Origin of the sequence: Corallococcus sp. CA054B, from assembly GCF_003611625.1 — a bacterium.
GTDB classification, from domain to species: Bacteria; Myxococcota; Myxococcia; order Myxococcales; family Myxococcaceae; genus Corallococcus; species Corallococcus coralloides.
In genome coordinates, this window is the sequence record NZ_RAVY01000061.1 from 20,494 (window position 1) to 44,575 (window position 24,082).

General features: G+C 70.0%; 23 protein-coding genes. 9 read left to right on the forward strand and 14 right to left on the reverse strand.

The features are described 5' to 3' along the window. Positions 1 to 27: 27 nt before the first annotated feature. Positions 28 to 1,053, forward strand: a complete 1,026-nt coding sequence (locus D7V80_RS17105) for a hypothetical protein (RefSeq protein ID WP_147447126.1) — start codon at positions 28 to 30, stop codon at positions 1,051 to 1,053. A gap of 72 nt (positions 1,054 to 1,125) precedes the next feature. On the opposite strand, the gene D7V80_RS17110 is transcribed toward D7V80_RS17105, so the two are convergent. Beyond that, positions 1,126 to 2,913: a DUF885 domain-containing protein gene (locus tag D7V80_RS17110; RefSeq protein ID WP_120589175.1), complete on the reverse strand. Its 1,788-nt coding sequence runs from the start codon at positions 2,911 to 2,913 to the stop codon at positions 1,126 to 1,128. Between the two features lie 157 nt (positions 2,914 to 3,070). On the opposite strand from D7V80_RS17110, the gene D7V80_RS17115 reads away from it, so the two are divergent. The 4 genes from D7V80_RS17115 (at position 3,071) to D7V80_RS17130 (ending at position 6,713) form a co-directional block, all read left to right on the forward strand. Then, positions 3,071 to 3,493, forward strand: coding sequence for a MarR family winged helix-turn-helix transcriptional regulator (locus D7V80_RS17115; protein WP_233585428.1), 423 nt, complete (start codon positions 3,071 to 3,073; stop codon positions 3,491 to 3,493). After that, the gene (locus tag D7V80_RS17120; RefSeq protein WP_120589177.1) at positions 3,483 to 4,094 is read left to right on the forward strand and encodes a VOC family protein; all 612 of its coding nucleotides are present in this window, start codon (positions 3,483 to 3,485) and stop codon (positions 4,092 to 4,094) included. Before D7V80_RS17115 ends, D7V80_RS17120 begins: the two co-directional genes overlap by 11 nt. A 133-nt stretch (positions 4,095 to 4,227) precedes the next feature. Then, complete coding sequence (locus D7V80_RS17125) at positions 4,228 to 5,949, forward strand: GMC oxidoreductase (protein WP_120589178.1); 1,722 nt, start codon at positions 4,228 to 4,230, stop codon at positions 5,947 to 5,949. A 152-nt stretch (positions 5,950 to 6,101) separates the two neighbouring features. Further along, positions 6,102 to 6,713: a hypothetical protein gene (locus D7V80_RS17130; protein ID WP_120589179.1), complete on the forward strand. Its 612-nt coding sequence runs from the start codon at positions 6,102 to 6,104 to the stop codon at positions 6,711 to 6,713. A gap of 12 nt (positions 6,714 to 6,725) precedes the next feature. On the opposite strand, the gene D7V80_RS17135 is transcribed toward D7V80_RS17130, so the two are convergent. Continuing rightward, positions 6,726 to 7,634 carry a LysR family transcriptional regulator gene (locus D7V80_RS17135; RefSeq protein ID WP_120589180.1) on the reverse strand — a complete coding sequence of 303 codons (909 nt, stop codon included), beginning with the start codon at positions 7,632 to 7,634 and terminating at the stop codon, positions 6,726 to 6,728. A 95-nt stretch (positions 7,635 to 7,729) separates the two neighbouring features. Between D7V80_RS17135 and D7V80_RS17140 the strand changes: the two genes are divergently transcribed. Continuing rightward, on the forward strand, positions 7,730 to 8,608 hold the full coding sequence (locus tag D7V80_RS17140; RefSeq protein WP_120589181.1) for an aldo/keto reductase family oxidoreductase: 879 nt from the start codon (positions 7,730 to 7,732) through the stop codon (positions 8,606 to 8,608). Between the two features lie 3 nt (positions 8,609 to 8,611). Here D7V80_RS17140 and D7V80_RS17145 read toward each other — a convergent pair whose 3' ends face one another. Next, on the reverse strand, positions 8,612 to 9,478 hold the full coding sequence (locus D7V80_RS17145) for a LysR family transcriptional regulator (RefSeq protein ID WP_120589182.1): 867 nt from the start codon (positions 9,476 to 9,478) through the stop codon (positions 8,612 to 8,614). A gap of 72 nt (positions 9,479 to 9,550) precedes the next feature. Here D7V80_RS17145 and D7V80_RS17150 point away from each other — a divergent pair, with 72 nt between their 5' ends. Next, complete coding sequence (locus tag D7V80_RS17150; protein WP_120589183.1) at positions 9,551 to 10,378, forward strand: nuclear transport factor 2 family protein; 828 nt, start codon at positions 9,551 to 9,553, stop codon at positions 10,376 to 10,378. A 317-nt stretch (positions 10,379 to 10,695) separates the two neighbouring features. Here the strand turns inward: D7V80_RS17150 and D7V80_RS17155 are convergent, their stop codons facing one another. Beyond that, positions 10,696 to 11,067, reverse strand: coding sequence for a type II toxin-antitoxin system PemK/MazF family toxin (locus D7V80_RS17155; protein WP_120589184.1), 372 nt, complete (start codon positions 11,065 to 11,067; stop codon positions 10,696 to 10,698). Positions 11,068 to 11,169: 102 nt separating this feature from the next. Here D7V80_RS17155 and D7V80_RS17160 point away from each other — a divergent pair, with 102 nt between their 5' ends. Further along, entirely contained in the window at positions 11,170 to 12,066 is an 897-nt protein-coding gene (locus tag D7V80_RS17160; RefSeq protein WP_120589185.1) for a CPBP family intramembrane glutamic endopeptidase, read from the forward strand. Between the two features lie 127 nt (positions 12,067 to 12,193). Here the strand turns inward: D7V80_RS17160 and D7V80_RS17165 are convergent, their stop codons facing one another. The 7 genes from D7V80_RS17165 to D7V80_RS17195 all read right to left on the reverse strand — a co-directional run bounded on the left by D7V80_RS17165 (position 12,194) and on the right by D7V80_RS17195 (position 19,897). Beyond that, on the reverse strand, positions 12,194 to 13,135 hold the full coding sequence (locus tag D7V80_RS17165) for a LysR family transcriptional regulator (RefSeq protein WP_120589186.1): 942 nt from the start codon (positions 13,133 to 13,135) through the stop codon (positions 12,194 to 12,196). Between the two features lie 14 nt (positions 13,136 to 13,149). Continuing rightward, complete coding sequence (locus D7V80_RS17170; protein WP_120589187.1) at positions 13,150 to 13,938, reverse strand: SDR family oxidoreductase; 789 nt, start codon at positions 13,936 to 13,938, stop codon at positions 13,150 to 13,152. A gap of 78 nt (positions 13,939 to 14,016) precedes the next feature. After that, positions 14,017 to 14,913 carry a protein-glutamate O-methyltransferase CheR gene (locus D7V80_RS17175; RefSeq protein WP_120589188.1) on the reverse strand — a complete coding sequence of 299 codons (897 nt, stop codon included), beginning with the start codon at positions 14,911 to 14,913 and terminating at the stop codon, positions 14,017 to 14,019. A gap of 4 nt (positions 14,914 to 14,917) precedes the next feature. Next, positions 14,918 to 15,484: a chemotaxis protein CheW gene (locus D7V80_RS17180; RefSeq protein WP_120589189.1), complete on the reverse strand. Its 567-nt coding sequence runs from the start codon at positions 15,482 to 15,484 to the stop codon at positions 14,918 to 14,920. A 15-nt stretch (positions 15,485 to 15,499) separates the two neighbouring features. Further along, the gene (locus D7V80_RS17185; protein ID WP_120589190.1) at positions 15,500 to 17,188 is read right to left on the reverse strand and encodes a methyl-accepting chemotaxis protein; all 1,689 of its coding nucleotides are present in this window, start codon (positions 17,186 to 17,188) and stop codon (positions 15,500 to 15,502) included. Positions 17,189 to 17,215: 27 nt separating this feature from the next. Then, complete coding sequence (locus D7V80_RS17190) at positions 17,216 to 18,934, reverse strand: chemotaxis protein CheA (protein ID WP_120589191.1); 1,719 nt, start codon at positions 18,932 to 18,934, stop codon at positions 17,216 to 17,218. A 564-nt stretch (positions 18,935 to 19,498) separates the two neighbouring features. Continuing rightward, positions 19,499 to 19,897 carry a cupin domain-containing protein gene (locus D7V80_RS17195; protein WP_120589192.1) on the reverse strand — a complete coding sequence of 133 codons (399 nt, stop codon included), beginning with the start codon at positions 19,895 to 19,897 and terminating at the stop codon, positions 19,499 to 19,501. Positions 19,898 to 20,063: 166 nt separating this feature from the next. Here D7V80_RS17195 and D7V80_RS17200 point away from each other — a divergent pair, with 166 nt between their 5' ends. Beyond that, positions 20,064 to 21,131, forward strand: a complete 1,068-nt coding sequence (locus D7V80_RS17200) for a hypothetical protein (protein ID WP_120589193.1) — start codon at positions 20,064 to 20,066, stop codon at positions 21,129 to 21,131. A gap of 28 nt (positions 21,132 to 21,159) precedes the next feature. Here D7V80_RS17200 and dusA read toward each other — a convergent pair whose 3' ends face one another. The 3 genes from dusA to D7V80_RS17215 form a co-directional block, all read right to left on the reverse strand. Further along, positions 21,160 to 22,161 (reverse strand): tRNA dihydrouridine(20/20a) synthase DusA, encoded by a 1,002-nt coding sequence (gene dusA / locus D7V80_RS17205; protein WP_043321925.1) that lies wholly within the window; start codon positions 22,159 to 22,161, stop codon positions 21,160 to 21,162. 89 nt (positions 22,162 to 22,250) lie between these two features. Beyond that, positions 22,251 to 22,781, reverse strand: coding sequence for a hypothetical protein (locus D7V80_RS17210; protein ID WP_120589194.1), 531 nt, complete (start codon positions 22,779 to 22,781; stop codon positions 22,251 to 22,253). Positions 22,782 to 22,865: 84 nt separating this feature from the next. Further along, positions 22,866 to 23,837: a squalene/phytoene synthase family protein gene (locus D7V80_RS17215; protein WP_158616655.1), complete on the reverse strand. Its 972-nt coding sequence runs from the start codon at positions 23,835 to 23,837 to the stop codon at positions 22,866 to 22,868. Positions 23,838 to 24,082 lie beyond the last annotated feature (245 nt).

The following is a 24,082-nucleotide window of genomic DNA, read 5'->3' on the forward strand; positions in this document are numbered from 1 at the left end:
TGACGCCTTTCACAAGGGGGAAACGAAATGAAACGAAGCCTTCGCGGATGGATTCTGGGATTGGCGGCGTGCTGGCTGGGCTGCGGTGCGAGCCAGGACCTCGTCGGCATGGAACAGGAGGCGACGCTCGAGGACTGCCGTCAGCTGGCGCCACCGGAGGGCACGGACCGGGTCGTGGCGGCGCGACAGGTGACGGCGCAAGCCGTGACGTCCCAGGTCGTCCCCATCGTGCTCATTCCCGCCGGCAGCCAGGCCCTCAGCACGGTGGAGCTGAACACGGTGCGGCAGGCGCTCTCCAACGTCCGGCGCTGGTATGAGCGGGAGCTGCCGAACCGCAACGTGAACTGGGCTCCCATCCAGGTCATGCAGGGGGCCCAGACCGCTTCGTACTACCTGACCAACAACAACGTCTGGAACGACATCCCGGGAGAGATTCAAGGCCAGTTCGGCTGGAACCCCTGGGCATACACAGGCGGAGCGCACCGGATCGCGCTGGTGATGGGCCGGGACCTGCTGGGCTGGGCCGGGGCCAATGGCTACACGGATGGACGCGGTCTGGCCATCGTGGGCCTGGAGTCGCTGCTGGAGCTGCCCAAGTGCGCGGGCAACTGGTGGTGTACCCAGGAGTTCTGGCACGGCACGGTGGCGCACGAACTGGGACACACCTTCACGCTCCCGCACGACACCGTGGCGGACTCCATCATGTCCTTCCACGACGCGTACACGACGCGGCACTTCACGGCGACCGCCGCGACCACGGTGCAGGCCAACCCGGCGACGCTGCCGAAGAAGGCGAACTGGGAGTACTGCAGCATCGACTACGAGTGCGCCACGCAGCGCTGCGGCGGCAACTGGAGCGGGGACCGGCTCTGGTGCCTGCCGACCCCCGCGTATCCCAAGCAGGCGCAGAACATCCCGGCGACCTTCACCTGCCGCGAGAACTCGCAATGCCTCACGGGCATCTGCACCTTCTCCCCCGCCGCTGGAGCCAAGGTGTGCGCGTCGTCCGCATCACCCAACTACGTCACTCCGTTCTTCCCGGACGTGCCGTAGTCCGGTCTGAGACAACGGGCCGCCTCACCCGGTGACGGGTGGGGCGGCTCCGGATCAAACATTTCCCACACCCTACCGGGACGCGGAAGGCGCCGTGTCCTCGCCAAGCAGCAACTGGCGCGCGATGGGCACGGGCGGGTAGCCGTGGGAGACCACGGCGTCGTGGAAGCGCTGGAGGGTGAAGTCCTTGCCCCACTTCACCTTCGCGTCCTCGCGCAGCTCCATCAGCATCTTCTTGCCCAGCGCGTACACCAGGTACGTCGGGTCGGACGTGCCTCGGCGGGCCTCGCGCTCCGCGTTGATGCGCGTCATGTAGGCCTCCTTCTCGAAGAGGCTCACGGCCTGGTCGTACGTCATCCCGCGCGTGTGCAATGACAGACCCGCCACGTAGCGCGCCAGCCGCTGGAGATAGAGCGCCAACTGGTTCAGCCGCAACTTGTCCGCCTGCGGGCCCGTGCCGCCGTAGCCCTCGTCCAGCATCATCTGCTCCGTGTAGAGGCCCCAGCCTTCGCTGAACGAGCCGGAGCCCAGCAGCCGGCGGACCTTGGACTGGATGCGATTGGTCCAGAGGAACTGCACGTAGTGCCCCGGGTACGCCTCGTGGATGGAGACGATGGGCAGCGCGTAGCGGTTGTAGAAGCTCATGTGCTGCGTCGCCTGCTCCGCGCTCCACGCCGGGTCCGGCGGCGTCACGTAGTAGTACGCCTCCGTCGCCTTCGTCTCGAACGGGCCGGGCGTGCTCATGCTCGCGAACGACAGCGCGCGGCTGAACACCGGCGTCTCCGCCACCTTCGCGCGCACCTCGCTGGGCACCGTGATGATGCGGCGGTCGATGAGGAACTGGCGGATGTCCTCCAGCGTCGCCGTCGTGGTGGACACCAGCTCCGCGCCAGCCGGGTGCTCCTTGCCCAGCTCGCGGTACACGTCCATGGGCGCCTTGCCCGGGGCAATCCGCCCCGCCACCTCGCGGAACTGGTCCTGCGTGCGCTTCATCTCCTCGCGTCCCCAGGCCAGCAGCGAGTCGATGCTCTCCGTGACGCCTTCCTCGTACTGGAGCTTCTGGCGGTACGTCTCCTCGCCAATGGCGAACTCTCCATTCGAGCGGGCCAGCAGATCGTCCTTCAGGAAGCGGATGTAGCCATCAATGGCCTCCAGGCACCGCGCCTGCGCCCGCTTGAAGTCCTCCTGGAGCGCGGCGTCCTGCACCGGCGCGAAGGCCTGCGGCAGCGTCTGGGCATAGAGCGAGCGCGTGCCCTTCACCTGCTCCAGGGCAATCTCCGTCCACAGCTTCGGCGGGTTCTTCAGGTTCGCCGGCGCCACCGCGAAGACCTCCGGCACCACCGCCATGCGCTTCACCGCCGAGCGCATCCGCTCCTCCAGCGGCGCGAAGTCGCGGTTGATGAGCTGGTACACGGCGTTGGACGCGAACCCCAGGTAGGCGTTCGGGTTGCGCTCCCAGGAGCGCACCGTCTCCAGGTCCAGGATGCGCGCGCGGAAGTGGTTCTCCAGGATGTCGTAGTCCGCCCGGTCACCGGGCGGCAGCGAAGCCCGGTCCACCGCCTGGGGCAGCGCCGCGAGCCGGTCCTTCAGGAACGCCAGGTGCGACGCCCGCTCCTCGGGCCGGAAGCCTCGCAACTCACCGTCATACGTGTGCATGCCCGCGGACGTCGCGGACATCGGCGAGCGGCGGAAGTGCTCCTCGAAGTACGCGTCCACGAAGCCGCGCAGCGCCACCTGCGCGGATGACTCCGTGGGCGCGGCGGCCTGCGCTTCCGCCCGCTCCGCGGGGCGGGACGTGGTGCAGCCAGGGGACAGCAGCAGCAACGCGGCGAGGACGCTCGGGGTTCGCAGTGCCTTCATGAAGCCTCTGGGGGAAGGAGACGCGGGCAGCGTCGCCGAAGGCCCCCCGCACGACAAGCGACCCTGAGAATTGACATGAACCTGTCATCTTGACAGGTTCCTGCCAATGCCACCGTTGACCCCGAAAGCAGAGACTTTCAGTGCCCTGGTCCTGGAGGTGTTCCAGTTGAACGGGTTGCTGCTCCAGGCCGGAGACCGGCTGAGTGCACCTGCCGGACTGACGAGCGCCCGGTGGCAGGTGCTGGGCGTCATCGACCATGGCCCCGCCACCGTCGCGGCCGTGGCGCGCACGATGGGGCTCGCGCGGCAGAGCGTGCAGCAGACGGCGGACGCGCTCGCGAGCGACGGGTTCGTGGAGTTCGTCGACAACCCGCATCACCAGCGGGCGAAGTGCGTCGCCCTCACGGCCTCCGGGCGCCGAGCCTTGCGCAAGGTCGAGCAGGCACATGCCGCGTGGGCGGACCGGATGGGCGCGAGCCTGCCTCCGGCGCTCCTCGCCGCGGCGGTCGAGGGCGTCCGCGAAGCGCGCCTGCGGCTCGAAGAGGACCTGACCGAAGCGGAGGGCTCCCATGAAAAGTGACACCAGCATCCCCCTGCTTCCCTGCGTGGAGCTCGCGCCCACACTTGAGTTCTACGCGCTGCTCGGATTCGAGGTGACGTACCAACAACGCTCACCCAACCCCTACGCGGCGACCCAGCGGGAGGGGGCCCAGCTCCACTTCTTCGGCCTGAAGGGATTGGATCCCCTGAAGGCCTTCAGCAGTTGTCTGATCATCGTGAACGAAGTGGAGGAACTGCACGCGCGCTTCCTCGCCGCGCTGAAGAAGGCCTATGGCCGGGCTCCCGTCCGGGGCCTTCCCCGAATGACCCGCATGCGGAAGGGGCAGACGCGCTTCACCCTCACCGACCCCTCCGGCAATGCGCTGATGTTCATCCGCCGTGATGAACCCAGCGGCTATGGCGATGACGAGAACACACCGACCTCCATCCTCGGCAAGGCGCTCAAGACGGCCCGCCGCCTGCGCGACTTCAAGGGCGATGACGCCGCCGCCGCGAAGGTCCTGGATGCCGCGCTGAAGAAGCCGGACGCGGGGACGGAGAAGGAACGGGAACAGGCGCTCGCGGACCGCGCGGAGCTGGCCGCGGCCCTGGGGGAAGTGCCCGACCCTGCGTCCCCGTAAGACGCCAGCGCTTCCTGAAGCGACGCGGGCCCTCCCCCCGCACGCGTGCGCCCTCCTCGCAGGAACTGTCGCGGCACGGCCCCTGCACATCCAATGGCAAGCACCTCCAGCCCCATTGCTTGTCGAGGTCCCCATGGCCGCCAATTACAAGAAGTTCTTCGCTGGCTCCCGCAACATCCCGAAGGGCATCTCGCTCGGCTATCCCGTCCCGGGTCCGCAGGAGGCCAGCGCGGATCAGATCGCCGGACAGGCGTTCTTCGCCACGCCGAACGACTGGAGCAGCATCCAGTCGTCCGCGTATGACTTCATCGTGATTGGCACCGGGCCCACCGGCGTGGCCTTCATCGAGCAGACGCTGAAGCACAATCCCAACGCACGCATCCTGGTGCTGGAGCGGGGCGGATTCTGGCTGCCCACGCACTACCAGATGCTGCCGCTCGCCTTCCAGGCAGCGACGGGCTCACCGCCCACCACCTACCCGTGGACGCGCACGACGCGGATGGCGACCACGGAGCTGGAGTTCTTCCAGGCCGGCTACATCCCCGTGCTGGGCGGGCGCTCCACCTACTGGAGCGCCTGGTGCCCCGCCCCGACTCCCGACCTGATGCGCGACTGGCCGCAGGAGCTGATCGACGTCACGCTCCAGCCGGGCTTCTGGGACCGCGCCCGCGCGTTCCTGCACGTCACCCCGATGGACCGGGTCCACGATGGCGTCTACGGCAGCCTCCAACATCAAATCGATGTGAACCTCCGGGAGAACTTCAAGCGCTCCGTACCCTCGGCGGAGAACGCGTTCCCGGCGCCCATCGCCGTGGGCCATACGCCCTGGAAGGGGGTCAAGTTCTACAAGTACTCCACCGTCGGCACGCTGCTGGACCTGCAGCAATCGCAGAAGGCGCTGGCGGCCCAGGGCAAGGGACAGGCCCTGACCATCGTCGACCACTGCGTCGTGGACCGCCTGGTGCATGACGGCCATGGGACGGTCACCGCGCTGGAGACCAGCCGCGGTCCGCTGGCGGTGAGCTCGGCGAAGGTCGTGCTGGCGATGGGGACCATCCCGCCCGCGACGCTGCTGATGAACTCCTTCAAGGAGGCCCTGCCGAACATTGGCAAGCGTTACACCGGCCACTTCATGTCTCACATCACGGCGCGCGTGAAGCGCTCGGCGTTCAAGGACCTGTCCGCGCTGGAGATTGGCGCCACCTACCTGGACGGCAAGGCGCCCAATGGCTTGCAGTACCACGTGCAGACCAGCGCCTTCGCCTCCGCGAACCCGGAGGCCGACCAGAGCACCATCGCCCACGAGGCCCCGGACGCGGCGGCCGTCGCGTCGATGGCGCAGCTGAAGGGCTCCGAGGATTACGTCGTGTTCGTCTGCGCGACCCTGGGTGAGGTGAGCGAGAAGAACCCCGACAACTGGATCCGCATGAACGGCGGCACCGACCCCGCCACCAACATCACCCTCCAGCTCCAGCCCGGCGTGGAGGACCGCCACCTGTGGGACGTGCTCGACGAGGCGACGTATCAGGCCATCGACGTCATGGCCGGGCAAGCCGGCTGCGAGGGCCCGGAGGTCGAGTACTGGGTCGACGACGCGAGCGGCGACGGCGGCCGTTGGCAGCAGGAGCGGCCGGACCGGAAGAAGATCCGCCTGAACATCATCGTGCACGAGGCCTCGCCGCTGTGGATGGGCAGGGACCCGGCGACGTCGGTGGTCAATCTGGATTACCGGCCGCACGGCGTCCACAACGTCTACGTGACGGGCGGCGCGCTCTTCCCCACTTCGGGCTCGTGGAACCCCACGCTCACCATGTGCGGCCTGGCGCAGGACCTGGCGGACCGCTTGCGCGGCTGAGGCGGTATGACACGCATGTCGTGTTGAAGACACCGAGAGGCGGGCCATGGGGCTCGCTTCCCTCTGGAGGTGTGTGGCATTGAGCTTGCTCAGTCTGGCGCCGCCCGGCGTTCCCCGTACGCCCGGCCCCTTCACGCCTGCCCGAGGAAGCCATGCGTCGAGTCCGTCCCTCCGTCTTCGAGCGAATCCCCACCGCGACCCGCACCTGGGCATCCCGCGTGGTGCTGCTGATGGCCTGCGCCAGCGTCGTGGCCACGTCGCGGGCCCGGTCGGACGACGTGGCGTCCCCGGTCCACACCGGGGCGTCCTTCCGCCTGACGACGGACACCCCCAGGGTCACGCGCACCCTGGTCGTCCGGACCTCCGCGGCGAAGAAGGTGTCGGATCCGGTGGAAGGCGAGGTGCGTATCCAGGCCCAGGCGAAGTGGACGCCGGGTGCCTCCACCCCGACGCCGCAGCCGTCGCTGGTGATCAGCTCCCTATACGGAGACGCCCTCCAGGAAGACCGGAGAAGCGTCCTGGAGCCCGACGTCGCCGTGACGGTGGAGAGCGTGAGGTACCTCGACGAGCGATGCTCGGAGGGTCAAGGCTGCGAGTGGACCGTGCAGGCCGTTTTCGACGTCGACGTCCAATCCGACGCGGACTCCGGCACGGTCGGGGAACTCGGCACGATCGACGTGGAGTGGACGGCCCAGGCCTTCATGCGCGTGCTGGACGAGTCCAACGTCCCCAAGGGCTTCACCGTGAGCCTGTCCGAGCCTTGATGCCCCCTGGCCTCAAGTCCCGGTCTCTGGGGCCTTGATGAAGTCGATGAACGCCCGGAGCGGCGCGGGCACGAAGCGCCGCCCCGGGTAGTAGAGGAACGGCCCCGGGAAGGGCTGCCACCAGGGCTCGAGCACGGGCACCAGCGCGCCGCTGTCCAGGTGCGGACGCAGCCAGTCCTCGAAGAGGTGCACGATGCCGGTGCCCGCGATCGCGGCGTCAACGGCGAGGTCCGTCCCTCCGCCCGCCCGCACGATGAGCGGTCCCGAGGGCTCGACCGTCACCACCTCGCCGTCGCGCTCGAACTCCCAGAGCGTCATCGCGCCGCTCGCGAAACGGCCGCGCAGGCAGGCATGCCGCAGCAGGTCCTTGGGATGTTCCGGCCGGCCATGCCGCTCCAGGTACGCCGGAGCCGCGGCGGTGGCGTGGCGCTGGACGCGCGGCCCGATGGGCACCGCGATCATGTCCTGCTCCAGCCGCTCGTCGTAGCGGATGCCCGCGTCACAGCCGGCCGCGATGACGTCCACGAAGCTGTCCTCGGTGATGACCTCCAGGTGGATGTCGGGGTACGCGGCGAGGAACGGCGGGACGATGCGCGGCAGCACCAGCCGTGACGCGCTGATGGGCACGTTGAGGCGCAACACGCCCGCGGGCCGGCTGCGGAAGCCGTTCACCACGTCGAGCGCGGCCTCCATCTCCGTCAACACGGGCGCCAGGCGCTCCAGCAGCCCCTCTCCGGCTTCGGTGGGGACAACACTTCGCGTCGTGCGGTTGAGCAGGCGGACGCCCAGGCGTTCCTCCAGCCGGCGGACCGCGTCGCTCAGCGAGGACGCGCTGCTTCCACTCAGGCGCGCCCCCTCGCGGAAGCTGCGGGCCCGCGCCACCACCACGAAGGCGTTCAAATCACCCAGGTCGACCTTCACTGTTCGCCGCTCCGCACAACCTGTACGGGTCGTGCCCCGTTATGCAGAAAGTCCACGGTGGCTATGCATGCTGCACCTCAAAAAGGAGATGGAGCATGCCCGGTATCGATTCATCCAGCACCTTCCCCCTCGGGGGCCGCCCCGTGAAGCGCCTCGGTTATGGGGCCATGCAGCTCGCGGGACCCGGCGTCTTCGGCCCGCCGAAGGACCCGGACGCCGCCCGGGCCGTGTTGCGCGAAGCCGTGGCCCTCGGGGTGAACCACATCGACACCAGCGACTATTACGGCCCGCACGTCACCAACCAGCTCATCCGCGAGGCGCTCACGCCCTACCCCGACGGCCTCGTCATCGTCACCAAGATTGGCGCCCGGCGCGGCAATGACGGCTCCTGGCTCCCGGCCTTCTCGAAGGAGGAGCTGACCCAGGCCGTGCACGACAACCTGCGCAACCTGGGGCGGGACGTGCTGGACGTGGTCAACCTGCGCTTCATGTTCGACACGCACGGGCCCGCCGAGGGGCCCATCGAAGAGGCCCTCACCGTCCTCGCCGACCTCCAGCGACAGGGCCTGGTGCGCCACATCGGGCTGAGCAACGTCACCCCCAGGCAGGTCGCCGAAGGACGGCGCATCGCGGACATCGTCTGCGTGCAGAACCACTACAACCTGGCGCACCGGCAGGACGACGCGCTCATCGATTCGCTCGCCCGCGACCGCATCGCCTACGTGCCGTTCTTCCCGCTGGGAGGCTTCAGCCCGCTTCAGTCGTCCACGCTGTCCGCCGTGGCGACACGCCTGAACGCGACGCCCATGCAGACCGCGCTGGCGTGGCTGCTGCACCGCTCGCCCAACATCCTCCTCATCCCCGGCACGTCGTCCGTCGCGCACCTGAAGGAGAACCTGGCCGCGGCCGAGCTCAAGCTGCCGGATGACGCGCTCAAGGAGCTGGACTCCGTGGCGAGCGCCCAGCCCGCCTGAGCTTCAGGAAGCGCCTCCACGGCCGTCGCGCAGCCGCTCCAGCAGCTCCGCGACGACCGGCCTCACGGGGGCCTGGGTGCGTTGCACGGCATGCACCGTGTTGGTCAGCGCGGGCTTGCCCCAGCTGACCACGCCCAGGCCCCGCCCCTTCGGGATGCAGAAGCCAGGCACGACGGCGACGCCGTGCCCTTGCGACACCCACTCCAGCACCTCCTCCAGCTCCTCGAAGTGCGCGGTGCTGTACCAGTGGGGATGGCGCCGGCCGAAGTGGTGGCCCAGCCACCGGCCCACCACGTAGTCCCCTTCGTCGTAGGTCACCAGCGGCACGTCCTGGAAGTGCTCCTGCACGCGCAGGCGCCGGGCCCAGGTCCGCCCCGCGACGAGCACGAGCTGCTCCTCGTAGACAGGCGTCAGCGTGAGCCGGGGGTGCACCGTGCTCCGGAAGGAGAAGCCCACGTCCACCTGGCCCTCCAACACCTGACGGAAGACCTCCTCCGCTGGCGGGTAGCGCAGCGTCAGCCTCCGGTGCAGGGACTCGGACTCCCGCAGCAGCGGGAAGAGCACATAGCGGCCAAAGCCAGACACCGCGGCGATCTCCAGCGGGCGGTCTTCCTCGCTGCCCTGCAACACCGCGTGCACGTCCCGGGCGAAGCCTCCGAGGAACCGGAAGAGCCGGTCCGCCACGGGCGTGGGCACGAGCCGCGCGGACCGGCGTTCGAACAGCGGAGCCCCGAGCGTCTCCTCCAGCCGGCGCAGCTGGTAGCTCACCGTGGGTTGGGTGCGATGCAGGCGCGCCGCGGCCTCCGTCACGCCCCGGGATTCGTAGACGGTCACGAACGTGCGCAGGAAGGGGAGGTCCGGGAAGTCCATCGAAGCGTTCTATGAATTCGCCGCGCCACTATCAATTGGCGTCCCTGCCCGTGAACGCGCACCTTGCCGGGCATGGCGAAGACCCTCCCGCTGGTGACGCTCGCGCTGCTCACTGCCTGTGCACGGACCGGCCCCCTTCCCGCTGCGCGCCTGCACGCCAGTCCCGAGGAGGCCGTGCAGGCGTACTTCCAGGCCTCCGACACCGGCTCCAGCCGGCTGCTGCGGTCCGCGTTCCATCCGGACGTGCTCATGCACTGGGTGGACGGGGTGGAGGGAACGCCGCGGACGCGGACGCAGCTGGAGTGGTGGCAGGTGCTGGATGCGAAAGCGCCCCAGCCCGCGACCGGACGCGCGATGACGGTGCTCGACCGTGAGGGCCCCTTCGCGTTGATGGAGGCGGTCTCCCGCTGGCCGGACCACACGTTCGACGACCTGCTGCTCGTGGTGGAGACGCCAGTGGGCTGGCGCATCGTGGGCAAGGTGTTCCAGCGGCTCGCGCCAGGAGAACGCGCGACCGGGTCCGCATCCGCGCAGGAGGAGATTCGCGCGGTGCTGGACGCGAAGATCGAAGCGCACGCGCTCTACAGTCACGCGCTGCTGCACCAATCCCATACGCCGGACTGCCTCTACTACCGCGTGAACGTCGAAGGCGTGCCCTTCGCGTGGGGGACGCTGTCGGAGGCGGCGGCCCGCTACGCGGCGAACGCGGAGGCTGGCATCCAGGACCGGGAGAGCCCCTGGAACATCCTCAAGGTGGAGGTCCGGGGGAACGTGGCCGCCGCGAAGCTGGAGGTCCGCGTGGGAGGCGTGCGCTTCATCGACCATCTCCTCCTGGTGCGCACCGGCGGGCAGTGGCGCATCTCCGCCGCGGCCTGGGGCAATCCCGTTCCGCCTCCGTGAGGCGGCTCAGGACACCGACTCCAACGCGGCGATGGCTTGAGCCAATGCGCGGGTGAATGAGCGGTCGTCCTGGCCTGGGGTGCGGAGACCGCCCGACAAGCGTCCGGACATGGATTCCGCCCCCGACGGATGAAGACAGGAGAACCTTGCAGAGGCTCCCCGTCGGCGGAGCAACCGACAAACCGGTTCAACTGTCCGACAGGTTTGGACACCTCCGGCAAGGAGCCCCCGCACCAGCCGAGCCTGAGAAACCTGTCCGACTGTCGGACAGGTTCAGACTGGGGCGGGGCGGGCGGTGAACCGCAGGGCCCTGGGGCTCAGTCGCGGAAGAAGGACGCCTGCTGGAAGCGCAGGCCCGCGAGGACCTGCTCGACCCGTGCATCGGAGAGCGCCCCGATGCGCTCGCCGAGCCGCGACTTCTCCACCGACGACACCTGCGACACGACCACGACGCTCTGCTTCGCCAGGCCGCCCTCCCCCACTTCGAGCAGCACGTTGCCGGGCTCGCTCGCCTTCTTCAGGTTGGAGGTGAGCGCGCAGACGATGACGGTGTGGATGCGGGAGCGGTTGAAGACGTCGTCCTGGATGACGAGGTACGGGTGGGCGATGGGCGGCACGGAGCCCCGGGCCTCGTCCGGTTCGCACCAGAACAGCTCACCCCGGCGGATCATCTTCGGCCCCGTGCTCATGCGCCGGGTTGTGCCACGCCGTGTCGAACGGGGGCAATGCTTCCTGGGGGTCGCGCGTAGGCTGTAGGCAGGGCGCGCAACCACGCTGCGAGGTTCCTCATCATGAAGGCCGTGTTCCGGGATGGCGAAGGGCACTTGCGCAATGGCTGGAAGGGCGCCGGCTTCCTCGTGGTGTCCGCAGTCCTGGCCGGCATCCTGATGTGGCTCCAGACCTTGCTGCCCGCCGCCGTGAGGCCGTTCGCGCCGCCCCCCTTCGTCGGCTTCCTGGGCGTGCTGCTCGTGAGCCTCGACTTCCTGTATCTCGAAAAGCAGCCCCTGACGTCGCTCGGCATGTCGCTGGACCGGCGCGCGGGCCGTGAGTTCGGCGTGGGGGCCGTGGCTGGCGTGGTCCTGGTGGGGCTCGTGGCCCTCTGCGGCTGGGTGGCCGGTGGCTACCACCTGGAGCGCGCCGCGAACGCCCAGGTGACCGCGGTCGTGAAGCTGGCCTGGGTGATGCTGGGCGTGGGCCTCTTCGAGGAGGCGCTGTTCCACGGCTATCTCTTCCAGCGCGCCATCCGGGGCCTGGGCACACGCTGGGCGCAGGTGGTCATCTCCCTCATCTTCTGCCTGGCCCACCCCTTCACCCCGGAGATGGAGGTCCCCACGCGCGTGGTGGCGATGATCACCACCTTCATGGCGGGCTGGATGCTGGGCCTGTGCTACCTGCGCACGCGGCATCTGGCGCTGCCGGTCGGCGTGCACATGGGCTGGAATGGGTTCCTGGGCACGCTGGGCTTCGGCGTGAGTGGCAAGGAGGCCCACGGTTGGTGGACGCCCGTGTTCCAGGGCCGCCCGGAGTGGCTCACGGGAGGCGCCTATGGCCTGGAGGCGTCCATCTTCAGCGTCGTCGTCCTGGGCGTGGCAATCATTGCCCTGACGCGCTGGAAGGGTTCCGCCGCGCCGGAGCAGGAGGCACTGCCACACCCCGGCGAGGCTCCGGCGCTCACGCCTTCACGCTGACGATCTCCTCGAAGCCACGCTCCTGCGCGTACAGCGATGTCTCTTCCATCCGGCGACTTCCTGTGGGTGCTGGCGGGGCCCAGCACACACCGACTATCCGCCAATCATCACCAGCAGTGAGCAGCCTTTATCGACGCCCTCCACCGGGCCGACGGCGAGCGAAGGCTTCCGCTTCGGCCTGCGCGGCCAGGTACTCCGCGAACACGGCCTCGAAGGTCTTCGCGAACTCACGGATGCGAGGGACCTTGCGCAGGTCCTTGTGCATCGTGAGGTAGAAGCGGAGCGACGGCAGCGCCGTCTCCAGCCGCACCCTCCTCAACTCAGGGTGCTGCTTCTCGGCGCCCACCCCGAGCATGACCAGCCCCATGCCGCCCTTCGCCGCGTGCAGCCGCGCCTCCATCGAATTGGAGCGGAAGGGGAAACGGGAAGCGCCCCGGTGGATCAACCACTGCGCGGGCCCCTGTCCACGGGGCGTCTCGTCCTCCACGACGAAGTCCTGCTCCCGGTAGTCGTCAGCCCCCAGGAAGCGCTTGGGCAGGGAGCGCGAGAGATAGTCCTCGCTCGCGTAGAGGCCGCTCACCACCTCACCCAATGGCTTGTCGACGAGCACCGGCGAGGAGGACCGGCCCCCCCGTACGCCCATGTCCGCCTCGCGCGAGGACAGGTCCACGAAGCGCAGCTCCGAAATCACTTCAATCAGCGTCTCCGGATGCTGCCGCCGGAAGCGTGTCGCCGCCTCCGCCGCTCCCGTCAGGAAGCCGTCCGGGAGGGAGATGCGAATCCTGCCCGCGTAGGGTGAGCCGCCACCGCCATCGCGCCGGTGCGCGCGCAAGGATTGCTCGAAGCGCTCCGCCAGCGCGATGAGCTCCAAGGCTTCCTTCTCCAGCCAGGCGCCCTGTGAGCTGCGGTGGACCAGCGCACGCCCCAGGTCCTTCTCCAACGCCCCGATGCGGCGCGCCACCGTGGACGTCGACAGGCCCAGCGTGAGCCCCGCCGCGAGGAAGCTTCCGCCCCGATGCACTTCGAGCAGGACGCGGAGGTCATCCCAGGCAGGCAGCTTGTTTTCCATGAATGGAAAGCACTCTAGGTCGCGGGGAGCGCGGGCGTCTTCGGCCGGGTCATCCGCGCGATGACCTTCGCGCTGAACTCCCGCGAGAAGAACCTGTTGGCGAAGGCCGCGAGCTGGTTGCCAAGGCCATGCACCGCCGACGAGCGCCCGGCGATGAACGCCTCCAGGCCCACCTCCACCACGTCCTCCGGACGCGCCTTCCTGCCGGGCGAAGCACCCTCCCCCGAACGCTCGAAGAACGGCGTGTCCGTGGCCCCCGGAGACAGGGCGAGCACGCGCACGCCGCGCTCGCGGTACTCCGCCCAGAGCGCCTCGCTGAAGGACAGGACGAAGGCCTTCGTCGCCCCATAGACGGCCATGTACGGCGTTGGCTGGTACGCCGCCATCGAGGCCACGTGGATGACGCCGCCCTGGCGCCGCTCCAGCATGGGCAGGAAGACGTGCGTCAACTCCACGAGCGCATGGACGTTGAGGTCGATCTGCTCCAACTGGTCCTTCAAGGGCAGCACGTCGAAGCCGCCGTGGAGCCCGAACCCCGCGTTGCTCACCAGGACGTCCACCTCCAGCCCCTTCGCGCGCACCGCCTCGAAGAGGCGCTGGGGCGTGCCTGGAACGGTCAGGTCCGCGGGAATCACCTGCGCGTTGCCCAGCGCCGCCGCGAGCGCCTCCAGCTTCGCCTCGCTCCGGGCCACCAGCACCACCGTGGCGCCCCGCCGTGACAGTCGCCGGGCGAACTCCGCGCCAATGCCCATGGAGGCTCCCGTCACCAGCACCGTCTTGCCCGCGAAATCAAATCGTTTCATGGGACAAGGATGGGCGCCGGCCGCCCCCTCAACAACGGACAGCGGCGGGCACCTGCTTTCCAGGAATGGAAAGCAGCGCTACTCGCGCGACGGGAACGGCGGTCCCGGGCGCGGCGTGTACACGTTGGCGCTCACGGAGCGCGCCGCCGCGGTGATGCCAATCAGGCTCTCCGCGTGCCCCAGGAAGAAGTAGCCCGTCTCCGGCAGCCGCGACAGCAGCCCCTGGATGACTCGCGTCCGGGCCTCCTTGCCGAAGTAGATGAGCACGTTGCGGCAGAAGATGATGTCGAACGGCCCCACCGGCCAGGTGGCCGGCGCGTGCAGGTTCGCGCGGGCAAAGCGCATGAAGGTCCGCAGCTCCGGGCCCGCCGTCATCAGGCCCTCCTGGGTGCGCACGCCCTTCAGCATGTACTTGCGCAGCAGCAGCTGCGGAATGCTCCGGGCCCGCTCCAGGCTCCAGAGGCCCTCCTCCGCGCGCTTCACCGCCCAGGTGGACAGGTCCGTGGCGACGATCTCCAGGCTCCACCCGGAGCCCTTGGGGAACGCCTCCAGGAGCTCCATCGCCAGCGAGTACGGCTCCTCGCCCGTGGAGCACCCGGCGCTCCAGACGCGGATGCTCCGGGGCCGCCGGCCCTGCGCCGCCTGGGCCGCCCACTCCGGGAAGACGTGCTCGCGCAGCAGTTCGAAGTGCCGGGGCTCGCGGAAGAAGGACGTCTCGTGGGTACAGAGGCTGTCGAGCATCCGCACCTTCTCCGCCTCGTTCCCGCGCGTGGTGACGTACGCGTGGTACGCGGCGTAGGACGTCAGCCCCAGCTCCCGCAGCCGCCGCGACAGCCGGTTCGCCACCAGCGCGTTCTTGGCCGACGACAGGTGGATGCCGGCCTCCGCCTCCACCAGGTGCTGGAACATCTCCAGCTCCGAGCGCGACAGCGCCGGAGGCAGCGCGGACGGCGGCCAGGGCTCGTCGCCGCTCATCGCCTCACCCGTTGCCCGGTGCTTCCGGCGCCGGGGCCGCGGCCTGAGCCGCCGGGGCCGGGGCCGCCGGAGCCGCCGCCTCGTCGGTGGCGGCCGTCAGCTTGAGCAGCTCCTCTAGCGACAGGAGCCGGTCCAGGTCCAGCAGCAGGATGAACGTGTCGTTGTGGCGGCCCATCCCGCGCAGGAACTCCAGCCTCACGCGCGTGCCGAAGGCGGGGGGCGGCTCGATGTCCGCGGGCCCCAGCTCCAGCACCTCGCGCACGGTGTCCGTGAGCAGGCCCAGCACCGTCTGCTGGCCGTCGAGCGCCACCTCCACGATGACGAAGCAGGACCAGCGGGTGATGGGCCGGGGCGGCAGCCCGAACTTCACCGCCAGGTCCACGACGGGCACCACGCTGCCGCGCAGGTTGATGACGCCCTGCACGGCCGCGGGCATCCCCGGCACGCGCGTGACGGGGCGGTGTTCGATGATCTCCCGCACGCGCAGGAGGCCCACGGCGTACTCCTCGCCCGCGAGCATGAAGCTCAGGTAGCTGGACCTGCCGCCGCCCGGTTCGGTGGACTCATTCATGGTGCGCGCGCCTCCCTAGAACCGCTGGAAGTCATGGGGAGCCGGCGCTTCCGCGCCGTTCTGGAGCCGGGACAGCGCCCCGTTCGAGGGCGTGGCCAGCGTCCCCTGCGCCGCCGCCTGGAGCCCCCGTGCGGGCGAAAGCTGCTGCCGGGGAGCCGGGGCGCGCGGCACGGAGGGGGCGTTGTAGCTGAAGCCCTCCATCAGCCGGAAGAAGGTCATCATCTGCAGGAGGGACTCGGCCTGGGTGGCCATCTCCTCGGCGGTGGAGGACAGCTCCTCCGCGGCGGACGCATTGCGCTGGGTGACTTGATCCACCTGCGTCATGGCGCGGTTCATCTGAGACACGCCGATGGACTGCTCGCGCGAGGCGTTGGCCACCTGCTGCACCAGCTCCGACGTGCGGCGGATGGCGGGCACCAGCTCCGTCAAGAGCTGGCCGCTGCGCTCGGCGACCTTCACGCTGGAGGTGGCCAGACCGCCAATCTCCTTCGCGGCCTTCTGGCTGCGCTCCGCCAGCTTGCGCACCTCCGTGGCCACGACGGAGAAGCCCCGGCCGTGCTCACCCGCGCGCGCGGCCTCCACGGCGGCGTTCAGCGCGAGCAGGTTCGTCTGGTAGGCGATCTCCTCCACGATGGAGATGCGCTCCGCGATGGCGTTCATCGCCTCCACGGTCTCCTTCACCGCGCGGCCGCTCTCCTCCGCGTCGCGGGCGCCCTTCACGGCCGTCTGCTCCATCTCCCGGCTGTTCTCCGAGTTCTGGCGGATGCTCACGTTGAGCTGCTCCAGGCTGGCGGTGGTCTCCTCCACGGAGGCCGCCTGGGAGCTGGTGCCCTGCGACAGGCCCTGCGCGGCGGACGCCACCTGGAGGGACGCGGACGACAGCGAGCCCGCGGCGCCGCGCACCTCGCTGATGACGCCCGACAGCCGCTGGATCATGTCGCGCATGCTGCCCATCATCCGGCCCGTCTCGTCCGTGCCCCGGGTGACGATGTTCGCGGTGAGGTCGCCCGCCGTCACCTGCGCCGTCACCTGCACGGCCTCCGTCAGCGGCTGCACGATGCTGCGGGTGAGGAAGTAGGACAGCAGGGCCGCGAGCACCACGCCCAGGGCCCCCCCCATGATGATGAGGTTGTAGAGGTCCACCACCATGCCCGCGGTGCGGGCGGTGCGCTCCTGGAGCAGGGCCGTCTCGTCCTCCGCCAGCTTGGTGAGCTGCATCCGGATGCGGTCCGCGGTCTGCTTGCCGCGCGCGGACTGCTCCACCGCGATGAGCTGCGCCAGTTCACCGCGGCCCGCGGTGACCTCGCGGCGCTGGGCGATGAGCGGCTCCAGGTGCTGGGAGATCCACTGCTGCAACAGGTCGCGGATCTCCTGCTGGCGCTCCTGCTGGCGGCGGTCGCTCTGGGTGTGCTGGCGGATGCTGTCCAGGCTCTGCGACAGGCTCAACCGGGCCAGGTTGTAGGGCTCCAGGAACTTGTCGTCGCCGGTGATGAGGAAGCCGCGCTGCCCCGTCTCCAGGTCGGCCATGTCACCCTCCAGGGTGCGCACGGCGATCAGCACCTTGTGGCTTTCGGTGTCGCCCTCGGCGGTGACGGAGACCTTGACGATGGTCGAGTACACCACCATGACCAGCGCGAGGATGATGGCCACCATCGCGCTGAAGGCGAGCGTCAGCTTCGCCGTGATGCTCAGGTTGTTGAACATGATGACTCCGGAAACAGGGACTGACCGCTACGGCGCCCGGGGGGCGTTCGCGGGAGAAGGGGTGGCAAGGGGGGAGGGAGGATTGAGCGCGGCCTCGGAGGCGTGGAGGATGGCCCTGCGCACCAGCGCGGGCGTGTCCAACAGGAGCCCGACCCGGCCGTCGCCCAGGATGGTGGAGCCGGAGATGCCGGGGATGCCCTGGAAGAGGCGCCCCAGGGGCCGGATGACCCGCTGGCCCTCGCCCTGGAGCTCATCCACCGCCAGGCCGATGACGCCGTCCGGATGCTTCAGGACGACCACGTTCTCCCGGGCCGGCGTGCTCCCGCCCAGGGAGAACACCTGACGCAGCCGCAGGTACGGCAGCGGCTGGCCACGCAGCGACAACACGCCGGACGCCTCCGCCGTGCGATCCTGGGGGGGGACCTCCATGCACTCCTGCACACCCTCGATGGGGACCACGTACACCTGGTCCCCCACGCCCATGGCGAAGCCCTGGATGACGGCGAGCGTGAGCGGCAGCCGCAACGTCAGCGTGGTGCCCTGCCCCTCCTGGCTCTGGATGGACACGGAGCCGCGCAGGGCTTCGATGTCCCGGCGCACCACGTCCATGCCCACGCCGCGGCCGGACAGCTCCGTCACCTCCGTGGCCGTGGAGAAGCCGGGCTCGAAGATGAGGCGCAGCAGCTCGTCGTCGCGCAGCCGCTCGGGCGCCGCCACCAGCCCCCTCTGCCGCGCGCGCTCGCGCACCCGTTCGCGCTGGATGCCCCGGCCGTCGTCGGACAGCTCCACCACGACGCTGCCGGCGTCATGGTAGGCCTTGAGCCGCAGGCGGCCCCGGGGGTCCTTGCCCGCGGCGCGCCGCTCGTCCGGCGTCTCGATGCCGTGGTCCAGCGAGTTGCGCAGCAGGTGGAGCAGCGGGTCGCGCAGCGCGTCCAGCACCGCGGTGTCCAGCGTGGCGTCCTCGCCCTCCAGCTCCAGCTGGGCCAGCTTCTGCTGGGAGCGGGCCAGGTCGCGCACGGTGCGCAGGTGCTGGCGGAACAGCGGCCCCACCGGGACCATCCGCACCTTCATCACCTCTTCCTGGAGCGCCTCGAAGAGCGGATCCATCTCCCGCTGCTGGGTGAGCGCGTCCTCCCAGCTGGCGCCGGAGTCCTCCGCGCGCGCCAGGAACTGCGCCATCCGCCCGCGCGCCACGGACAGCTCCGCGGTGAGCGTGACGATGCGGTCCAGGCGCTCCATGTCCATGCGCACGCGGCTCCGCGCCGTGCTCCGCGCCTCCGGCATGCGCGGCAGCGCGGCGGGAATGGGCAGCGCCTCCGTGGGCGCGCCCGCGACGATGCCCTCGCGCAGCCGGGAGAGGTGGGCCTGGTGCACCGCGCCCAGCGAGTCCACGCCCGCGAGCGACGCCTGGCACAGCTCGCGAAGGTGATCCACCGCGCCGAGCAGCAGCGACACCCGCGTCTCATCCGGCGCGAGGCGTCCGTCGAGCAGCGCCTGGAGGAGGTCCTCGACGCCGTGCGTGTAGTCCGTCACGGCCTGGAAGCCGAGCGACGCCGCCGCGCCCTTGAGCGTGTGGGCTCCGCGCAGGATGCCCGGGAGCAACCCGTCCGCCGGAGAGACCTCCAGCGCGATGAGGTTCTCTTCCATGGAGGAGATCAACCCCTCCGCCTCGTCCGCGAAGACGGCCAGCACCTTCTGCCACTCCGCGGCGGTCTCCGACGGGATGTCCCCCAGGTCTGTCGTCACCTCGCGCCCCAGGGGCGAAGGGAGACAGGCACGCGTAGAGGGATGGGTGGAGGGATTCTCAAGAACACGGACTGGTGCCCCCCTTCCTCGAAATGCAAGGCATTGCCATGAAGGTGGGCCGACCTCCACGATGAGGAATTTTTCGAGAAGTCAACAGTACCAAAACAATCAAATATGAACAACCTCCGCGGTGATTTCACGCAGGGTTTGTATCAGCAGGGAAGCGAGGCTCTTCCGAGGGACAAGACGTCCCAGGTCGTGTGACAACCACGCCCCCCCGAGCCGATTCCCACCTGTCTTGAGTTACATGTTTCAATCCCATCCACATCCAACACAGTGCGTCTCATCCGTTCGTACAGGACACCGCACTCGTGCTCTGGGGCGATGGGGACTCCCTGGGGCGCGCGCGACGCTCCCTTGGGCACTCGAGGTCCAGGCGGAGGAGCCCGCGGTCCCGCGCCTCCCGCCGCGACCTGGACCTCGACCAGATCGGCAGCAGCCTCCAGAAACCTCAATTCCTCTCATCCAGCTTGAGCGGCCAGGCAGCGACTGAGCGGCGGCAGCCTACTGGAGCGAGGGCTGCTCCGGTTCCTCCTTGCCGGCCTTGGCCACGGCGTAGTCCTCCGCGCCGGTGAAGTCGACGAGGCGGCAGGGCTCGTTGCCCACGACCCAGGCGTCATGGCCTGACGGGATGAAGGCGACGTCGCCCGGCTCCAGGTCCAGCTCCTGGCCGTCCTTCATCTGAACGTGCATCCGCCCGGACAGGACGACGGCGGTGTGAACCACCTCGCAGGTTTCCGTGCCCGCGATGGGCTTCACGTGCTTCGACCATTGCCAGCCGGGCTCGAAGTAGCCCCTGCCAAGGCTGAGCGCTCCCATGTTCAGGACGGTGGCCTCTCCGTGCGACACGAAGGGCCGGCGCTCGTCCGCCTCGCTGGCCTTCTTGATGATGGCGCGTGCCATGGTGCAATCCCTCCGGGTGAATGGGTCCTTGGGAAAGCTGGGGGCGCCGCGCGCTGGAGGAAAGGGTTCGCGCGCGGACTCGGGCGGTGGACCGGAGCACGGGGTGTAGCGCCCGTTCCCACCTCCGTACCTTCGTGCCGCAAACCGGTCCCGAGGGAATCAAGCCATGCGCCTCACGTCGCGCCTTGCCCTGTGGGCATGTCTGGTCATCGCGCAGGGATGCCGCTCGCATCACGAGCCGCCTGCCGCGCCTCCCCCCACGCCGCCCACGGCCACCGCCCGGCCGCTCCACCTGGCGAAGCCGGAGGCCCTCGAGTTCGAGTTCGGCCGCGCCCAGGCCACCGCCTGCAATTGCTTCAAGGCGAACGCCAGCGAGAAGGAGGGAGGGGCGTGCGCCACGCCACGCTTTGGCTCGTACCTGCTCGCGCTCACGTGGGCCCCCACCTTCTGCCGCACGCATCCGGACAAGGAGGAGTGCGAGCACCTGGAAGACCACTTCGGCGCCACGCACCTCACGGTCCACGGGCTGTGGCCCCAGTTCAACGACGAGGAGGCGCAGGCGCTCAACTGCACCTATCCGGCGTACTGCGGCGGGCTCTGCGAATGCCAGGGCAGCGATGCCCCTTCGCGGTGCTTCCCCGACCCCGCCACGATTCCACCCGCCATGGGCACCTACGGGCCGGGCTTCGTCACGGACAACTTCTTCCTCGCGAACCACGAGTGGCCCAAGCACGGCAGCTGCACGGGGATGGATGCCCGGACCTACTTCCAGAGCAACATCGACGCGCTGCTGTCCTTGCCGGGCAACGAGGGGACGCCGGCCGCGATCACCGACAACATCGGCGGGAGCGTGGCGCTGGACAACCTGCGCGCTTCATTCGGCCAGAGCGACAGCGTCGCCTTCTCGTGCGACCCGAAATGCAACCTGGTGGAGGTCGGCGTCTGCTTCGCGGTGGACGAGCAGCGGCGCCCCGCCGGGCGCATGACGTGCCCGAAGAGCGTCACCAGCGGCAACACCAACAGCTGCGTGGGCAATGGTTCGCAGCCCCGGTGCCCCATGGTGAACATCCAGGCCGCGGTGCCCTTCGACAGCGGCGGGGGCGGAGGCGGCCCGTCCTCCACCTGCGGACAGCCGGGCCAGGGCCCCGCGTGCACGAATGATCAGCTCTGCCAGAACCAGGGCTGGGTGCGCTGCGCGCGCTCCGGGTGCTGCACCACCGTGCCCAAGCGCTGAAGGCCCGGGCCGGGCGCGGCTCGGCGAATCAGGCCACGGCCTGGAGGCCGGCGTCGCGCGGCACCTTCGCGGCGGCGGCGCGCACCACCTCCGGGCTCGCGCCGTCCTTGTGGGCGTTCTCGCTCAGGTGCCGGCGCCAGGCGCGCGCGCCGGGCAGGCCCTGGAAGAGGCCCAGCATGTGCCGGGTGATGGCACCCAGCGGCGCCCCCTGGCTCATCTGCGTTTCGATGTACGGCAGCATCGCGTCCACCACCTCGTGCCGCGTGAGGGGCGCCTGCGTGCCGCCGAAGAAGCGCCGGTCCGCGTCCGCCAGGAGGTACGGGGATTCGTAGGGCGCGCGGCCCATCATCACGCCGTCCACGCGGCCCAGGTGCTCCGCCGCCGCGTCCAGCGTCTTGATGCCGCCGTTGAGGCTGATGTCCAGGTGCGGGTACTCGGCCTTGAGCCGGTGCACCAGGTCGTAGCGCAGGGGCGGCACGTCCCGGTTCTCCTTGGGGGACAGGCCCTGCAGCCACGCCTTGCGCGCGTGCACGATGAAGCGCGTGCAGCCCGCCGCGGAGACGCGCCGCACGAAGTCCTCCAGCGTGGGCCACTCCTCCATGTCGTCGATGGCGATGCGCGACTTCACCGTCACGGGGATGCGCACCGCTTCGCGCATGGCGGCGACCCCGCGCGCCACGAGGTCCGGCTCCGCCATCAGGCACGCGCCGAAGCGGCCGGACTGCACGCGGTCGCTGGGGCAGCCCACGTTGAGGTTGATCTCGTCGTAGCCCCACTCCTCGCCAATGCGCGCGGAGGCGGCCAGGTCCGCGGGCTCCGAGCCGCCCAGCTGGAGGGCCACGGGGTGCTCGGCGGGCGTGAAGTCCAGCAGGCGGTCGCGCTTGCCGTGCAGCACCGCGCCCGTGGTCACCATCTCCGTGTAGAGCAGCGTGTGACGGGAGATGAGCCGGAAGAAGTACCGGCAGTGCCGGTCCGTCCAGTCCATCATCGGCGCGACACACAGCGGCATGGGGTAGGCCAGGGCAGTCATCGCCCTACCCATATCCGGACTCCCGCCGTCCGCCCAGGGTCTCCCGAGGCTCCCTCTGGAAGCAGACGGACGACCGGGCCCAGGCAGGCTCAGGCGGGAGGGCTGAGCACCACGCCCTGCTCCGCGAGCCACGCGTCCACCAGCCGCTGGCCGGCGTCCGTCAGCGTGAAGCCCAGCCCGGCCCACTGCTGGCCGTTGAGCATCACCACCTGCCCCAGCGCGCGGGCGAAGGCCACCTCCGGCGCCGCGTGCTTGAGCAGCGCGCCCGCGTAGTGGTGCAGGAACAGGTCGAAGTTCTTCGCGAAGTCCGGGTGCCCGGGGAGCGAGTCGCTGCGCGTGTCCGCCGTCACGTCATACGCCTGGATGACCGCGCCGAAGCCCAGCACGTCCACCAGGAACGCCTGCATCCGGTCCTTCCCCCGCACCCGGCCGGGCAGCCACCGCTCCGGCCCCGCCGGCGTCTGGAACGTCCACAGGCCGCGTTGACGCGCGGCGGCGAACGGCAGCCCCCCACCCTTCCGCTCCACCTGGGCCGCCCGCCGGTGCACCCGCGGCGGCGAGTTCTCCGAACGCGCGGGGAAGTAGACGATGACCGCCGGTGCGGAGCGGGCGCAGTTCATGGGAGACACGACTCCAGAGGGGGAACACCTGCACCGGAATTATCCCGCGCGGGTGCCCAGGAGTTGCTTCCCGGTCAACGCTTTTCAGGGGCCGCCCGGCACGGGCCCGGCCAGGGCCTCCACGGCCTCGGGGAGCGTGCCCCGTTCGAGCGCGGCCAGGAGGGTGTCCAGCTGGGCGGTCACCACCGCGCGCGACACCTTGGCGCCCGCGCCGTCGCGCACCAGCAGCTCCAGGGTGGCCTGGGCCAGCAGCAGCGGCAGCGTGGTGAAGGCGAGCATGTCCCGGGGCGCTCCCGCCAGGAACAGCGAGCGCACGTAGCGCGCCGCGGCGATCAGGTCCTGCCCCGCGAGCTGCTCCACGTCCTGGAGCCGCACGCCGTCCGGCAGCCACACGCGGCCCTCCTTCCGGTCCTGGCGCGCGTCCTTGAGGATGTTGACCAGCTGGAGCCCCTCGCCGAACAGCGGCGCCAGCGAGCGCAGGTTCGGCGCGTACGGCGCGAGGCGCGGCTCCAGGACGAACAGCTCCGTGAGCAGCTCGCCCACCAGTCCCGCCACGATGTAGCAATAGTCACGCAGGGACTGGAGCGACCCGAGCTTCAACAGCCCGCCTTCGGACGCGCCGGCCAGCACCTGCCCCATGCCCTGCACCGTCTTCAGCACGAAGTGGCGCAGGATGGCGCCGGCCTCCGGGCGCAGCGCGTCCAGGCTCGCCAGCAGCGTGGGCGTGCGCGCGAGCAGGTCCAGGTAGCCCGCGTTCTCGCTGGGACGGCGCGCAAGCCACGCGCGCGACAGCGCCCCGGCGTCCACGCCCGGCTTCTCCTGGAGCAGGGCCTCGAAGGCGGCCAGTGCCTCCCGCCGCTCGTCGCGCGACCAGGGAGCGGCGTCCTCCAGCGTGTCGGCGACGCGCAACAGCAGGTAGCCCAGGCCCACCTCGCGGCGAAGCGGCTCGTCGAGCAGCGGGATGGCGAGCGCGAACGTGCGGCTGGTCCGCACGAGGAAGTCCGCCAGCTCGTCATCCCGGAACGGAAGGGCCGTCGCGGTGGGGGCGTCACTCAAAGGAACCGTCCTCCGGGCACGGGCGCGCCTGCCGCCCGCGCCCTCACTGCCACAAGCCATCCACCGACACACGCGAGAACGTGCGGCCCGGCGCGCGGGGCCCGCCCTCGGACACCGAGTTCCCGGATTCCCGCGCTAGAGGCGCGAGCCCGGGCGTCGCCGGAGGCCCGCGCGCTGGAGGACGCCAGCGCACGGGCTTACGGCGGGAGGCCTCAGGGCGCCGGGGCGACCGTCGGCTTCGGGGC

Excerpts from the sequence above, each read along its gene's own strand:
- D7V80_RS17105 (WP_147447126.1), top strand. The coding sequence starts at position 28 with ATGAAACGAAGCCTTCGCGGATGGATTCTGGGATTGGCGGCGTGCTGG.
- D7V80_RS17110 (WP_120589175.1), bottom strand. The coding sequence starts at position 2,913 with ATGAAGGCACTGCGAACCCCGAGCGTCCTCGCCGCGTTGCTGCTGCTG.
- D7V80_RS17120 (WP_120589177.1), top strand. The coding sequence starts at position 3,483 with ATGAAAAGTGACACCAGCATCCCCCTGCTTCCCTGCGTGGAGCTCGCG.
- D7V80_RS17125 (WP_120589178.1), top strand. The coding sequence starts at position 4,228 with ATGGCCGCCAATTACAAGAAGTTCTTCGCTGGCTCCCGCAACATCCCG.
- D7V80_RS17130 (WP_120589179.1), top strand. The coding sequence starts at position 6,102 with ATGCGTCGAGTCCGTCCCTCCGTCTTCGAGCGAATCCCCACCGCGACC.
- D7V80_RS17140 (WP_120589181.1), top strand. The coding sequence starts at position 7,730 with ATGCCCGGTATCGATTCATCCAGCACCTTCCCCCTCGGGGGCCGCCCC.
- D7V80_RS17145 (WP_120589182.1), bottom strand. The coding sequence starts at position 9,478 with ATGGACTTCCCGGACCTCCCCTTCCTGCGCACGTTCGTGACCGTCTAC.
- D7V80_RS17150 (WP_120589183.1), top strand. The coding sequence starts at position 9,551 with ATGGCGAAGACCCTCCCGCTGGTGACGCTCGCGCTGCTCACTGCCTGT.
- D7V80_RS17155 (WP_120589184.1), bottom strand. The coding sequence starts at position 11,067 with ATGAGCACGGGGCCGAAGATGATCCGCCGGGGTGAGCTGTTCTGGTGC.
- D7V80_RS17160 (WP_120589185.1), top strand. The coding sequence starts at position 11,170 with ATGAAGGCCGTGTTCCGGGATGGCGAAGGGCACTTGCGCAATGGCTGG.
- D7V80_RS17165 (WP_120589186.1), bottom strand. The coding sequence starts at position 13,135 with ATGGAAAACAAGCTGCCTGCCTGGGATGACCTCCGCGTCCTGCTCGAA.
- D7V80_RS17170 (WP_120589187.1), bottom strand. The coding sequence starts at position 13,938 with ATGAAACGATTTGATTTCGCGGGCAAGACGGTGCTGGTGACGGGAGCC.
- D7V80_RS17175 (WP_120589188.1), bottom strand. The coding sequence starts at position 14,913 with ATGAGCGGCGACGAGCCCTGGCCGCCGTCCGCGCTGCCTCCGGCGCTG.
- D7V80_RS17180 (WP_120589189.1), bottom strand. The coding sequence starts at position 15,484 with ATGAATGAGTCCACCGAACCGGGCGGCGGCAGGTCCAGCTACCTGAGC.
- D7V80_RS17185 (WP_120589190.1), bottom strand. The coding sequence starts at position 17,188 with ATGTTCAACAACCTGAGCATCACGGCGAAGCTGACGCTCGCCTTCAGC.
- D7V80_RS17195 (WP_120589192.1), bottom strand. The coding sequence starts at position 19,897 with ATGGCACGCGCCATCATCAAGAAGGCCAGCGAGGCGGACGAGCGCCGG.
- D7V80_RS17200 (WP_120589193.1), top strand. The coding sequence starts at position 20,064 with ATGCGCCTCACGTCGCGCCTTGCCCTGTGGGCATGTCTGGTCATCGCG.
- dusA (WP_043321925.1), bottom strand. The coding sequence starts at position 22,161 with ATGACTGCCCTGGCCTACCCCATGCCGCTGTGTGTCGCGCCGATGATG.
- D7V80_RS17210 (WP_120589194.1), bottom strand. The coding sequence starts at position 22,781 with ATGAACTGCGCCCGCTCCGCACCGGCGGTCATCGTCTACTTCCCCGCG.